Here is a 14455-nt window from a genome sequence, read left to right as displayed (position 1 = left end):
AGATGGGATGAGCCTAACGACTTTGAACTATGGACTGTTTACTAGAATTTTCTAGGTCTAGAAGTTCTAGTTTGCTGGGCTTGGAGTTTTCCACCCAAGCAAGGCACAACTCGCGAAAATGGTCGCCCCGCACTTCAAAATTCGGGTACTGGTCGAAACTCGCGCAAGCAGGAGATAGCAACACTACAGGTGCTTGATGCTGCTTAGCTAATTCTGCTGACTTGGGGATTGCCCTTTCCATAGTTTCCACAATTTCGTAAGTATAATACCCTACTTCTTGCAACCGTTGGGCAAATGTGGGTGCAGCAGAGCCAATTAATAACACAGCAGCAGCTTTATTTTGAATTTGTGCTAGCCAAGCAGTATCATCACCTGCTTTCGCTTCTCCACCAGCAATTAAAATTGCTGGGCTGTTCACCGATGCCAAGCCAACTTCGGCAGCATCGTAGTTAGTGGCTTTGCTATCGTTAATAAAATCAATACCTTCCCAAGTGCAGATATGTTCTAAACGATGGGCAACCCCAGGAAATTCACTAATTGCACGAGCGATCGCATCGGCATTAATTCCCGCCAACCGAGCCGCCGCTACCGCCATCAAGAGATTTTGCTGGTTATGTTCTCCCACCATTCGCAAAGCTGAGACTTTCACAATCCGTTCTGGTGCAGAGTTAGCAGTTAACTTTTCCACAACCCAGCCATTTTCAATGTAAAAGCCTTTTTCGCTAATCAGGAAATCTTTTCCTTTGACACTCGTCCAATAAGCATTCGGCCAAGCACTCAAACCTAGCTTACTCAAGTAGGCATCATCGCCATTAAATATTTGTAATTCAGACTGACTCAATAACTTGGCTTTGATGTTGTAATAATTCTCTAAAGTTTTATGCCGCGCCAAATGATCCGGTGTGAAAGTCGTCCAAACACCGATGCGAGGTGCAAGAGACGTTGAAGATTCTATTTGATAGCTGCTAATTTCGGCAATCACCCAATCGAGTGAAGAAGACGCAGAGACTGGGAGACGCGATGACGCGGGGAAAGAATTCTCCGTGTCTCCGTGTCTTTGTGTCTCCGTGTCCTCTTCTTTCATATCTTTGTGTCCCTTCCAAGACAACGCGACTTCACAAGCAGCGTAGCCAATATTACCGCAAGCGGGTGCGTTTAAGCCTGCTGCTTGAAAAATGGCGGCAATTAAAGATGTAGTGGTGGTTTTGCCGTTAGTGCCAGTAATTCCTACCCAAGGTAAAGATTGCAAATGTCGCCAAGCGAGTTCCATTTCGCCGATGGTTTCAATCCCTAGTTCGCGTGCCCTATTTAATACAGGAATATCCCAAGGCACGCCAGGACTAACGACTATTAATTGCGGTAAATTAGCACCATTCAAGTCCGGGGATTGACCTAGTTTAACGGTTATTTGTTCGGCAGCGAGTTCTTGTTGTTGTTGAAGGAGGGTTTCGGAGGTGTTGCGTTCAGCTAAGCTCTTGGCGCTAGCGGAATCGCTTAGCTCCACCTCCCAACCTTCCCGTTTCAACAATCTCGCCGCAGCAACACCGGACTTTCCAAATCCAATTACAGTAGCTCTGGACATAGATTGCAGCAGAGATCCCTGGTTAAGCACTCCTTATACTAACGTTTATTGGCAAAAATTACACAACTTTTTGTTGACCTACGCTACAGATTTTTGACAATTGCTCCGAAATCAGCTAAAACACGGGCATGGTTGCGAACTAATCCCAGCAGATGTAATCGATTACGCTTAATTTCTGGATCGGAGTCCATTACTAAAACGCTATCCGGCCCGTCAAAGAAGTTACTAACTGTAGGAGCAATTTTTGTGAGGGCTGCTACTAACAGTTGATAGTTTCTGGTTTCTTGTGCTGCTCGAGTTTCTGGCACTAAATCAATTAAGGCATTATACAAAGCCACTTCGGAAGGCTTTTGGAATAGTTCTTCACGGATTACGGCTGTGGGTTCTAGCTGTTTTGTATCTAGATCACCTTGGGCAGCTAAGCGTGTGGAACGGTTAACGGTTTCATAAATGGTATCTAAGATGCCGTCGTTACGAATTTGTTGCAGATATAAGGCGCGATCGCGTACATCTAACAAATCTTTTAATGCCCGTTCTGTATATTCTCGATCGTTTTCTCCCAACACTGCATTTACCAAGTCGTAATCAATCTGTTTTTCTTCTTGCAATAAAGTCCGAATACGTTGTAAGAAAAATTCTTGTAATGCTGTGGTTAATGATGCCAGTTCTTTGTGATATTTTGCTGCAAAATCTGTTGCTATTTGCAACAGTAAATCATCTAATCTTATTGCTAAATTAGCAAACCAAGTAATTTTCACTACTGCATTAGCAGCACGACGCAAAGCAAAAGGATCGGAAGAACCAGAAGGAATTAAACCTAAACCAAAGATACTCACTAAAGTATCTAATCGATCTGCTAAACCAACAACTTGACCTGTGAGTGTTTCTGGTAAATTGTCACCTGCGCCTGTTGGCAAGTAATGTTGAAAAATTGCCTTTGCTACTTCGCTATCTTCACCGCTAGCTAAGGCATATTTTTCTCCCATAATACCTTGTAATTCGGGGAATTCATACACCATTTGGCTAACCAAATCTGCTTTACATAATAAAGCAGCACGCTGGATTTTTTGGGTTTGATTTGCTGCTAATTCTAATTGGTTAGCTATTTGCTCGGCAATCTTAACTACTCTATCTACCTTGAGACGCAACGAACCTAATTCTTCTTGGAAAGTGACTGTTTCTAACTTTGGTAGAAAGCTTTCCAAAGGATTAGTTAAATCGGCTTCGTAGAAAAATCTCCCATCAGCTAATCTGGCACGAATTACCCGCTCATTTCCCACAGCAACAATATTTGATTTTTGGGGATCGGCGTTAGAAATAGTGATGAAATTGGGCAATAATTCTTGTTCTAGACTGCCTGATTTAAATACAGGAAAATAACGTTGATGAGTGACCATAACTTCTGTAACTACCTCAGTCGGCAATTCCAAAAATTCTGGTTCAAATTTACCGACGACTGCGGAGGGATATTCTACTAGGTTGGTTACTTCTTCTAACAAATCGGGGTAAATTACTGTATTTCCACCTAACTTTTCGGCAACTGTATTTACTTGCTCTGCGATCAAATTTGCCCGTTCTTCTGGGTCAACGGTAACGTAGGCTTCTTTGAGGGTGGTAACATAATCTATAGCCTGGGTAATTGTCACAGGTTGAGGATGTAAGACGCGATGACCTTGGGAAATGCGATCGCTTTGAATCGTTTTAGAACCATTCACCAACTCTAAAGGCAGCACCGTATCATCTAACAAAGCCACAAGCCAACGAATTGGTCGAGAAAATCTCGCATCTCCATCACCCCATCGCATCAACCGCTTACCTTCCAAGCCCCAAATCCACTGGGGAACAAGTTCTGTCAAAATTTCCGCCACAGGACGACCAGAAATTCTTCTTTGCACAAACACAAAATCCCCTTTATCAGTCGGGCGAACAGACAGCGCATCTACTTCCACGCCCTGCCTTCTGGCAAAGCCTATTGCTGCTGGGGTCGGCTGACCATCTTTAAAGGCAGCGGCAGCAGGAGGCCCTTTAATTTCTTCTTCCCGGTCTGGTTGCTGGGATGGTAGACCTTTAATCAATACCGCCAAACGCCGGGGAGTCCCGTACACCTCGACGCTTTCGCCCTTGAGGCTGTTTGCTTCCAAACTTCGGGGAATGCGCTCTTGCCACTGCACTAAGGCATCACTGAGAAAACTTGCAGGTAGTTCTTCTGTACCAATTTCTAATAGAAAAGCTAAATGTGCCGATCGATCAATGTTTTTGGCTTGAATCATTTATTTACTACACAAAAGATACACAATATTTATCGAAATAAGTGTATAGCAAAATTTATTGCGTATTTTTTAATACTTAATTGCTACACAGGCTTTTGTACCACCAAAATTATATAACTCAATAGATATATCGATGGGTCAAAAAAGCTATTATGCTGGACACCCAAACGATTTAAAACTCCCCTCTGGAATGAAGCGAGTTAAACAGTAGCTTTAACCTGATTAAGTAGAAATACTTTGACAACTGATATTTAGACGATTATTTGAATAGACTTGGTATTTTTGGCAAAACTTTAAAAAACTAGTGTTTTTCTTCATTTATTTTTTACATTTTCCAGTTTGGCTTTATGCATCATTTACCTGTAAAGATTTCTATCGTAAGCTGAGGTTGTTTGATGCATTGATACCCGCATCATAAATCAATCAACTTTGGAGTTGTGACCATGAAAAATATTTTCGCCAAAATGGCTATGATCGCAGCAACTAGTACCGTTGTTAGTGTTGCGATCGCTGCTAGTGCCAACAACCCAGCTCAAGCTATTGATTTCAAGTTGAACTGGCTAGGTGATGCTGGTTATTCAGCAATAGGTTCATTTAGCTATGATGAAACTACAGCGCCTACAATTATTACAGAAAGTGGTAGTGGAGCAACCAACTTTTTACAATCCTTAAACGTCTCTTTCTTAGACCCATCTCAAAACGTTCTAGGAACATATAACACTGTTAGTGGTGGGGTGTCGCAATCTAGCTTCTTCGCTTTCAACTTTGATACTTCTAGTGAGACATTATTTGGTCCCCTGAATATAGGAGGAGGAACAGGTGTAATCGGAGAATACTTCTTTTCTGGAACAGTTGGCAATTCTTTGCAATTACGTCAGGATGTCAATCAACAGGGAACATCAATAACACTAGATCAAAATTCTGGTTCTATTCAGGTATCCAAAGTTCCTGAACCTGCTTCTATCCTGGCTTTACTGGCATTTGGGATGTTGGGCGTAGGTTCAACTCTAAAGAAAAAGCAAGCCTCTTGCTAGAAAGTTAGGCATCCTAGTTTGAGGTTGCCAGATTTAGTTTAATGAATTTCTATTCTAGCCCCAATAGTTCAGTAAACTACTGAGTCTATCATTGAGCCTTATCAGCTAGCTGGCGCAGGCATCGCTCCAATACTTATATCAATATTGGAGCGATGCTAGAAGCCTAGCTCAGCTGTTGACTTCAAGTTTAACTACCAAGGCGATCTTGCAAGCTACAGCATTGTTTCTTTGGTAACAGCTTCAAACACGAAACTAGTCAAAAAGCTAGTGTTGAAAAGTTAGTGCCTTTAAAATATTGAAAAAATTGGATGCTTGCCAATGAATGCAATACTGATGACTTGGTTAAAAATATTTCATGTGCCAGTTTAAAAGCCGGAATGTGGGCTTCATGCACGAGATTAAATATAATGCTACAATCCCCTAAGTGTAAAATTAAGCATTAAATTCCCTTTTAAATGAGTAAGCAGTTATCACGCACGTGGAGAACAACTTAAATTCAGTCAACAGTAAATACTTATCAGTGAACGCTGCTAACTTTTTACTGTCCGCTGGAGAGACTTTTTCCAAGTAAAAAACTGATAACTGTTAAAATCCACATAGAAAATTTATTAATAGTGTTGATTGCGATTGTGATTTAAAAATTCATAATCTGTTCACAACCTAAATTAAATAATACAAAGTAGCAGTCTCTACTGAAGTTAGCAATTAATCTGCTCATCTGTGGCTGTCTTGACAAACTTCACAAATAGCTCATGCACATTCTGATCTATTCCTACAACTATCATCCAGAGCCGATTGGAATTGCTCCCTTAATGACTGAATTGGCAGAAGGACTAGGAAAGCGAGGTCATGAAGTGCGAGTGATCACTGCAATGCCCAACTATCCTGAGCGACAGATTTACGATGAGTATCGGGGTAAATGGTACGTAACTGAACAAAAAAATGGCGTCACAATCCAACGAAGTTACGTGCGAATTAAATCTAAACCCAACGTTGTAGATCGGCTCTTATTGGAGTTGAGCTTTGTCTTCACCAGCTTGCCCCAAGCCTTTAAAGGCCAACGTCCAGATGCGATCATCTTAACAGTTCCGCCTCTACTAGGTATCTTACCAGCAACAATATTTAGTTACTTATACAACTGTCCACTAATTCTGAATGTGCAAGATATATTACCAGAAGCTGCCGTGCGTGTTGGGCTACTGAAAAACAAGTGGATGATCCGAACTCTTGCAGCTTTAGAAAAATTTGCATACCGAACTGCACACAAAATTAGCGTGATTGCCGATGGGTTTAGTGAGAACTTAGTCAATAAGGGAGTACCTATTAATAAAATTGTTTGTATTCCCAATTGGGTGAATATAAATTTCATCCGCCCTTTACCGAAACACGATAACTCGTGGAGATCTACACATCAACTAGATGGGAAATTTGTAGTACTTTATTCCGGAAACATTGCCCTCACACAAGGTTTAGAGACAGTCATAGAAGCAGCAGTTTGCTTGCGTCATATCAAGGATATTGTCTTTGTGATTGTTGGTGAATCAAAAGCATTGCAAAGGTTACAGGAATATTGTCTATTAAATGGAGCAGATAATGTTTTGCTGCTACCCTTGCAGTCGCGAGAAAAACTACCGGAAATGCTAGCAGCATCAGATATCGGGTTGATTGTGCAAAAACACAATGTGATTTCTTTCAATATGCCTTCAAAAATACCACTACTTTTGGCGAGTGGTCGCCCGATTGTGGGTTCAGTTCCGGCAAGTGGTACTGCTGCTAGAGCGATCGCACTTAGTGGTGGTGGCATAATTGTGGAACCAGAATCACCCCATGCTTTAGCAGATGCAGTACAGGATTTATATACCAATCCGACTCTAGCGGCAAAGCTAGGTTACATAGGCAGACAGTTCGCCGAAGCAAACTATTCCTTAGAGCAAGCACTCGATCGCTATGAGTGCCTGTTTTCTCAGATTGTTGCCAATCAAAAATCAATTGATCTCCCCACACTCCCCACACTCCCCAAATCTGGGAAAATTAAATCACCCGATCGGGTGACCTAAGTGTAGGAAGTTGAAATCGATTAAAAAGAGGATTCTGGATCAATAAACACTGATTGTGCTTTGTTCTTCCTGAGGATAAATCGATGAAACTCGCAATCTTGATTAGATAGGTCTCAAATAATTAGCGATTCGCTACTCTTTTCTTCCTTCAGATCAATATTCACTAGTACTTAAGTAACGGTAAACTCATTTTTAGCATTACCAATCTTCTTTACTATGTAGTTATAATGCAACCTAATACTTACATAGAGATGCAAGCAAGCACTTGCAAACACTTATGAAAAACCCAGCATCAGGTTGCCCATCTGAGGTGATACAAGACTGACAAATTGCTGCCCAAACAGCTGGTTGTGTAATAAAAAACGGCGAGGAGAACGGTACAGTGCGCTCAGATACTGATTTGAAAACATCTTTGCATAGTTTTAGAGGTACGTTGCTTTGCCTGAGAGGCAGAGATATAGGGTAGGGGAGATGGGAAGTTTAGGGAGTGTGGGGGGAAAGATAATTTATACTTCTCCTCCTCCATTCTTCCCACACCTCTCACCCCTCCCACACTCCCAATGCCCCATGTCCAATACCCTCCTCCTCGTTGACGTAAGTAAGATTGCTCAAGTCTAGATCCACAAGACGAGAAAACGAAAATGTCGCATTCTGAGTTCCCTGAGTCTTCCTTTCCTGTTGAAATAGAACAGCCTGCTGTTAATGATTCTAGTCAAGAGTCCGGATCGTTGCCAGAGCGATCGCCCAAGTCACCTAAAAATCGGCGTTGGCCTCTGGTGTTGGGAATTATTCTGTTAATCACAGGTGTTGGTTTCGGTTGGCGCTGGTGGCAAACTAGCAATGCTAGCAATGGAGCATCTGCTAATCAGGCGGCTGCTGGTCAACCTATGGCGGTTCCCGTGAAGCTAGCAACTGTAGAGACAGAAACTACACAAGAAAGTTCCCAGTTTCTTGGCTCCTTAGAAGCTCCACGCTCTGTAATGATTAAGCCACAGATTGAAGGACGAATTACCCAGGTTTTCGTCAGTGAGGGCAACCGAGTCCAACAAGGGCAAGTTATTTTTACCTTGCAAAGCGATGATGCCCAAGCTCAGTTATTACAAGCTAGAGGCGCACTCCAACAAGCCCAAGCGCGTCTTGCTGAACTTGTAGCGGGTACGCGCTCTGAAGAAGTTGCCCAAGCTAGAGCGCAGTTAGCCCAAGCCCAAGCTCGCCTCAAAGATGCCCAAGCGGGAGCGCAGCCAGAAGAAATTGCTCAGGCTGAGGCTCAAATCGAGTCAGCTAAATCTGATGTTGAACTAGCACAGTCACGAGCCAAACGATACGAGCAATTGAGAAAAGAGGGCGCAGTTTCTCAAGATTTGCTAGAAGGATATGTCAAAGAACAGCGGAGTGCTGAAGCTGCGCTTGTGGTAGCCCAAAAACGTTTAGGCCAACTCAAAAAGAGTAGAAACTCTAGTATCAACGAGTTAGCCGCTGCCGTAGAACAACAGCAACAGAACTTGAGACAACTAGAAAATGGTTCGCGTCCAGAAGAAATTGCCCAAGCGCGATCGCAAGTAACTCAAGCAGCTGGTCAAGTCCAAGCTGCCCAAGTCCAACTGCAATATACAAAAGTCCTAGCTCCTTTTACTGGCATTGTTGGTGATATTCCCACAAAAATCGGAGATTACGTAGAAAAAGCAGATCAGCTAACTACATTAACTAGAAATGACTCATTAGAACTGAATATTGCCGTTCCTTTAGAAGAAGCCAAAAAGTTGCGCTTGGGATTACCTGTGCAAATGCTCGACGCCCAAGGCAAAGCCATAGCCACAGGTAAAGTGAGTTTCATCTCCCCAGATGCAAGCTTAGATTCGCAAACAGTTTTAGCTAAAGCCAACTTTGGTAATTCTAGAAGTCAACTGCTCAATCGCCAATCAGTACAAACTAAAGTGATTTGGGACGAACGCCCAGGAATTTTAATTCCAGTGACAGCAGTATCTCGCCTGGGTGGGGAGACATTTGTCTTTGTGGCTGAAGCACCCACTCAAGCACCAGATCAAACAGCAACTCAAGCACCAACTCAAGCATCGGCACAAAACTCTAAACCTGGAGCACCAAAATTGGTCGCTCAGCAAAAGCCCGTGAAGCTGGGAGCTATTGAGGGCAATAATTATCAAGTTATCGAAGGACTAAAACCTGGTGACAAAATAGTTGTTTCTGGTATTCTCAACCTCACCAATGGCGCCCCCATCAGTCCTGCACCGGAAACAGTAGGTAGTCGAAATTTTTAGCCCAAGACGGGAATGGAGAGTGGGGAGTGGGGCAGGGAGCAGGGAGCAGAGGGGAAAGAAGTAATTTTTCATTCTCCCCCTTGCCCCCTACCCCTCTGCCTCTTCCCCTTGCCCAATGCCAAATACCCAATGCCCAATTTTCTAAATTTATGTTTGTTGACTTTTTTATTAAGCGGCCAATCTTTGCGTCGGTCTGCGCCATTATTATCCTTTTACTAGGATTAATCAGTATTCCAACACTACCGATCGCCAGGTTCCCAGAAATTAGTCCTACCCAAATCACTGTTACTTCCAATTACAGCGGAGCCAGTGCCGAAGTTGTAGAAAGCGGCGTTACCAATATCTTAGAAAGACAAATCAATGGGGTTGAAGGAGTCAGATATATCACTTCCAGCAGCAGTAATGATGGCACAAGTACCATTACAGTCACCTTTGATTCATCACGGAATAAAGATATTGCAGCTGTAGATGTGCAAAATCGGGTTTCTGTTGCCCAACCGCAATTACCAGAGTCTGTACAACGCACAGGAGTCCGGGTATCAAAAGAGTCTCAGAATATTCTGTTGGCAATTGGTCTATTCGTGGAGAATAACGAATACGACAATACATTTTTAAGCAACTATGCCGACCTCTACTTAGCAGATGCCTTAAAAAGAGTTAAAGGTGTCAGTAACGCCCAAGTTTTTGGCGAACGCCGCTACGCCATGCGTTTGTGGTTAGATCCGAATCGGCTTGCTAGTCGGGGATTAACAACTCAAGATGTGGCAAATGCTTTATCTGAACAAAATATTCAGGTGGGTGCAGGCAGAATTGGGCAAGAACCGGCTCCAGAAGGACAAAGGTATCAAATTGATGTGCGTGCTGCCAGCCGATTAACAGAAACCACAGAATTTGCCGAAATTGTCCTGAAAACAGAAGATGATGGCACATTAGTTAAACTCAAAGATGTCGGGAGAGCAGAACTAGGTGCAGAAAATTACAATACATTTCTACGATTTCGTGGCAAAGATGCTATCGGTTTAGGGATTTATCAGATTCCTGGTAGTAATGCCTTGGATGTAGCCAAGGGAGTGAAAGCGGAAATGGAGCGATTGGCTCCGAGTTTTCCCCCAGGCATGAAATATCAGGTAGCTTTTGACACAACTATGTTTGTTGAAGAGTCTTTGGCAGAAGTGACCAAGACTCTGATTGAAGCGGTGGTGCTGGTTGTAATTGTCATTTTTGTGTTTTTGCAGGACTGGCGAACTACCTTAATTCCAGCACTGACAATTCCACTTTCCTTAGTAGGGACATTTGCCTTCGTTAAAGTTTTTAACTTTTCGATTAATAGTTTGACTTTGTTTGGTCTGACTTTAGCATCTGGGATGGTGGTAGACGATGCGATCGTTGTAGTAGAGCAAATCAGCCGTTTTATTCAAGATAAAGGTATAAATCCTCGCCGAGCCGCTAGCGAATCAATGAGGGAACTTTTCGGAGCGGTGATTGCAACTTCATTGGTCTTGATGGCGGTGTTTGTACCAGTGGCGTTCTTTCCGGGAACCACAGGCGCACTTTATCGGCAATTTGCTCTTACCATTGCCTTTTCTATTGCCATTTCGACTTTTTTGGCTTTGACTCTGACACCTTCTTTGTGTGGGCTGTTGCTGCGTCAAGGACAAAGACCTTCAGGATGGTTGGGTTGGATTTTTGACCAGATTAATCGGTTTCTCGACTGGGTACAGCATAGTTATAAGCGATCACTAAATTTTCTCACACGTATCAAAAGCGTCGTCATTGGCTTGTTTATCGTCTCTTTGGTAATGACTGCTTGGCTGTACACCACAGTGCCTACAGCCTTTCTTCCAGACGAAGACGAAGGCTATTTCATCACAATTATCCAAGGGCCCCAAGGCGTTTCGCTGCAATATACCAGCGATGTCATGGCACAGGTAGAAAAAGAAATCCTGGAAATTCCGGAAATGTTGGGAACTTTTGCGATCGGAGGATTTGGTTTTAGTGGTAGCACTGCTAACAGTGGGATCATATTTACGACTTTAAAACCTTGGGACGAGCGCCAAAGACCCGATCAATCAGTACAGGCGATAATTGGTAAATTACAAGGTAAGTTGTCGTCCATCCCAGAAGCTAGGGTCTTTCCAGTAAATCCGCCACCAATTCAGGGTTTAGGCAACTTTGGCGGCTTCGTATTTCAGCTGCAAGACCGCAGAGGTAACAGTGGTTTAGAAAGTTTGGTGCAGTCGATGGGGCAATTACTCGGTCGCGCCAATCAAACACCAGGATTACAAGCTGTATTCAGTACCTTTGCCGCAGATACGCCACAATTACTTGTGGAAGTAGACCGTAATAAAGCCAAAGCACTGCAAGTTTCTATAGATGATGTTTTCAGTACTTTGCAAACTGCTTTGGGTTCACAATATGTGAATGATTTCAATCTCCAGCAGCGCAATTATCGGGTTTATATCCAAGCTGATGAACAGTTTCGTTCTAATCCCAAAGATATTGGTAAACTCTACGTTCGTTCCCAAAAGAATCAAATGATTCCTTTGAGTAACTTAGTCAAAGTGACGCCAACTGTGGGAGCACAAACGATAAATCACTATAATTTGTTCCGTTCAATTGAAATTAACGGTTCTGCTGCTCCTGGCTCTAGTTCTGGAGACGCTATTAAGGCAATGGAACAAGTTTCTCAAGCAGTTTTACCTCCAGGTTTTGGTTACGAATGGTCGGGAACTGCATTAGAAGAAATAGATTCTGCTGGCTTAGCACCTCTGATTTTTGGGTTAGGATTGGTGTTTGTATTTTTGGTACTAGCTGCTCAGTACGAAAACTACATTGACCCTTTGATTATTATGTTGTCAGTTCCCTTAGCTATTTTTGGAGCACTTATAGCTCAATCGTTACGGGGTTTTAACAATGATGTTTACTGTCAAATTGGTCTAGTAATGTTGATTGGTTTGGCTAGTAAGAATGCTATCTTGATTGTGGAATTTGCTAACCAATTGCGCGAGCAAGGACTTTCTATTACCAAAGCAACTATTGAAGCTTCGCAAGAGCGGTTACGCCCAATTTTGATGACTGCTTTTTCCACTCTTTTAGGGATTTTCCCGTTGGCTACTGCCACAGGTGCAGGGGCGGGTAGTCGGCAATCTTTGGGAACTGCTGTTTTTGGGGGGATGTTAATTGCTACTTTTTTGAGTTTGTTTGTAGTGCCAATTTTGTATATTGTGATTAAGGGGACGACAGAGCGGTTCATTAAACCAAAACGGCATCAAGAACTGCAATCATCGGTGGTTGAGGGTAAATAGGAATTAGTCTCACGCCAAGGCGCAAAGGCGCAAAGAGTAAAAGTTAAATAAATGTAATTTTGGCATTTCATATTCAGATTCAGGAACACTCTATCTTGAATATCATTTTGCTAAATTGTAGCGACAGTTAAAAAGATAATTAACTGTCGCTACTTATCGTAAGATGAGACAATAAGGTAGGCTACTTTTAGAGGGGAATGCATGAGAATTGCTATTGGCAGTGATGAACGCACTAACCTTACTGATACTGTATTGGAAGAGCTTAAGCGGCGTGGGCATGAAGTTATACCTTTCGGTTCCTTAGCGGAGAATCATCGAGAAGTTGATTGGCCTATCAGTAGTAGTAAGGTTGCTTTGGCAGTAGCAACTCAGAAAGTAGATGAGGGAATTGTTTTTTGTTGGACTGGTACTGGTGCATCTATCGCTGCTAACAAAGTCTGTGGGATACGTGCTGCTTTGTGCCATGATGCTGAGACGGCGCGGGGTGCCCGCATTTGGAATCATGCCAATGTCCTAGTATTAAGTTTACGTGCGACTACAGAAGCGATCGCTAAAGAAATATTAGATGCCTGGTTTAGCACGCCCTATTCTGAAGATGACTGGAATCTGCTACAAATCAAGCGAATTCGACAACTAGAGAAATGAGACGCAATAGAAGGGCAGACTACGGAATAAGCAGTAATTAATGAGATGATTTTTTAGTTTATTCACATCATGCGATCGCCCTGATATCGTAATACACAATAAAATGGCACAATTATCTGATGAACTTGAGGATAGATGAATTTGGCCTTAGCAAGTGCGATCGTTAGGCAAACAGCAGTTCTCAACCAACCTCAAAATTTCTATATCTGCGTTAACTTTGTTTGGTATGTGCAGCCTGAACGAAAGCTTGAAAAATTCTTTGATGATTAGGATCGACAGTTGAAAGCTCAGGATGCCATTGCACACCAATTGCCCAAGGATGATGTTCATGTTCCACAGCTTCAATTACTCCATCATCTGAAGCATGAGCAACAACCCGCCAACCAGATGGTACTTTATCTACTGCTTGATGATGCCAAGAAACTACGGATATGTGAGAATTCTGTAAACAGTCAGCTAAACAGCTGTCTACATCTATGGTGACGGGATGTTCTGTAGGCAAACGTCGTCCAGGTTCAGGCTCTAAACGATGTAATGCAGATGTACCGTAAACATCTGGAATATGAGGAATTAGAGTACCCCCACAGCTGACGATGAGAATTTGTAAACCCCGGCAAATACCCAATATCGGCAGATGACGTTCAAGGGCAAACTTGGCAAGCTCCAATTCAAAAGCATCACGTTCACCATCAACAGAATAAATAGTAGGATGAGCAAAACCGTTGTAGCAAACAGGGTCAATATCTCCACCGCCAGAGATGATTAAACCATCCAAAGAATCTAGAAGTCTTGCAGGCTCAATTTCTCCTGGTGGTAATAATATGGGAATACCACCTGCGGTACGGACTGCATCTATATATTCACTTGGCAGAGAAAATGGTAATGCTGCTTGCCGACCGTAAGTTGTAATGCCAATCAATGCTTTTCGAGATTTTCTACTCATCTTGATGCTATTTTCGGTATTTCAGTCCTTGCTTCAAGCCCCTAAAATTAGGGGGATTGTAATGCGTGAATTTAGAATTTAAAATTCCCCGTTCGCGTAACGTCTTTGCAGGAGAAGGGGTTGACACTCCCATACCAGGTTTGTTACAGGTTGTGCTTTAGTTAGTGCTGTTTGGCGATCGCTCTCAGCACGAACTAGTGCCATTAATACTTCCTCAAAGAATTTTTACTAGTCTATCGTTAAAGTTATCATCTGTTTTGTCGGCTAGCTTGCTCAATCACAAGTGAGTAAGTAGAATGGCGCAAAAAAATCAAAGTATGTAACGGAAAGTAAAGTTGCTCAA

9 protein-coding genes are annotated in these 14455 nt (G+C 42.7%); 5 read left to right on the top strand and 4 right to left on the bottom strand.

Features of this window, described 5'->3' with window-relative positions:
• Positions 1-13: 13 nt before the first annotated feature.
• Positions 14-1582 carry a UDP-N-acetylmuramoyl-L-alanine--D-glutamate ligase gene (gene murD / locus ACM0OY_RS26135; RefSeq protein ID WP_414571733.1) on the bottom strand — a complete coding sequence of 523 codons (1569 nt, stop codon included), beginning with the start codon at positions 1580-1582 and terminating at the stop codon, positions 14-16.
• Between the two features lie 83 nt (positions 1583-1665).
• Positions 1666-3852, bottom strand: a complete 2187-nt coding sequence (gene glyS, locus ACM0OY_RS26130; protein WP_414571732.1) for a glycine--tRNA ligase subunit beta — start codon at positions 3850-3852, stop codon at positions 1666-1668.
• A gap of 443 nt (positions 3853-4295) precedes the next feature.
• Here glyS and ACM0OY_RS26125 point away from each other — a divergent pair, with 443 nt between their 5' ends.
• The 5 genes from ACM0OY_RS26125 to ACM0OY_RS26105 all read left to right on the top strand — a co-directional run bounded on the left by ACM0OY_RS26125 (position 4296) and on the right by ACM0OY_RS26105 (position 13169).
• Positions 4296-4886: a PEP-CTERM sorting domain-containing protein gene (locus ACM0OY_RS26125; RefSeq protein ID WP_414571731.1), complete on the top strand. Its 591-nt coding sequence runs from the start codon at positions 4296-4298 to the stop codon at positions 4884-4886.
• 752 nt (positions 4887-5638) lie between these two features.
• Positions 5639-6943, top strand: a complete 1305-nt coding sequence (locus ACM0OY_RS26120; RefSeq protein WP_414571730.1) for a glycosyltransferase family 4 protein — start codon at positions 5639-5641, stop codon at positions 6941-6943.
• A 641-nt stretch (positions 6944-7584) separates the two neighbouring features.
• Complete coding sequence (locus ACM0OY_RS26115) at positions 7585-9219, top strand: efflux RND transporter periplasmic adaptor subunit (RefSeq protein WP_414571729.1); 1635 nt, start codon at positions 7585-7587, stop codon at positions 9217-9219.
• A gap of 149 nt (positions 9220-9368) precedes the next feature.
• Complete coding sequence (locus tag ACM0OY_RS26110; RefSeq protein WP_414571728.1) at positions 9369-12524, top strand: efflux RND transporter permease subunit; 3156 nt, start codon at positions 9369-9371, stop codon at positions 12522-12524.
• 201 nt (positions 12525-12725) lie between these two features.
• Positions 12726-13169, top strand: a complete 444-nt coding sequence (locus ACM0OY_RS26105; protein ID WP_414571727.1) for an RpiB/LacA/LacB family sugar-phosphate isomerase — start codon at positions 12726-12728, stop codon at positions 13167-13169.
• Positions 13170-13380: 211 nt separating this feature from the next.
• Here ACM0OY_RS26105 and ACM0OY_RS26100 read toward each other — a convergent pair whose 3' ends face one another.
• Both ACM0OY_RS26100 and ACM0OY_RS26095 read right to left on the bottom strand, forming a co-directional pair.
• A complete protein-coding gene (locus ACM0OY_RS26100; RefSeq protein ID WP_414571726.1) occupies positions 13381-14112 on the bottom strand; it encodes a gamma-glutamyl-gamma-aminobutyrate hydrolase family protein in 732 nt (243 codons plus the stop codon).
• A 78-nt stretch (positions 14113-14190) separates the two neighbouring features.
• Positions 14191-14316 (bottom strand): hypothetical protein, encoded by a 126-nt coding sequence (locus ACM0OY_RS26095; RefSeq protein WP_414571725.1) that lies wholly within the window; start codon positions 14314-14316, stop codon positions 14191-14193.
• Between the last annotated feature and the right edge of the window lie 139 nt (positions 14317-14455).

The organism is Nostoc sp. CCY 9925 (assembly GCF_963920935.1).
Taxonomy (GTDB): Bacteria; Cyanobacteriota; Cyanobacteriia; order Cyanobacteriales; family Nostocaceae; genus Nostoc.
The sequence above is the reverse complement of the archived record's forward strand: the minus strand, read 5'-3'. Positions and strand labels throughout refer to the sequence as shown.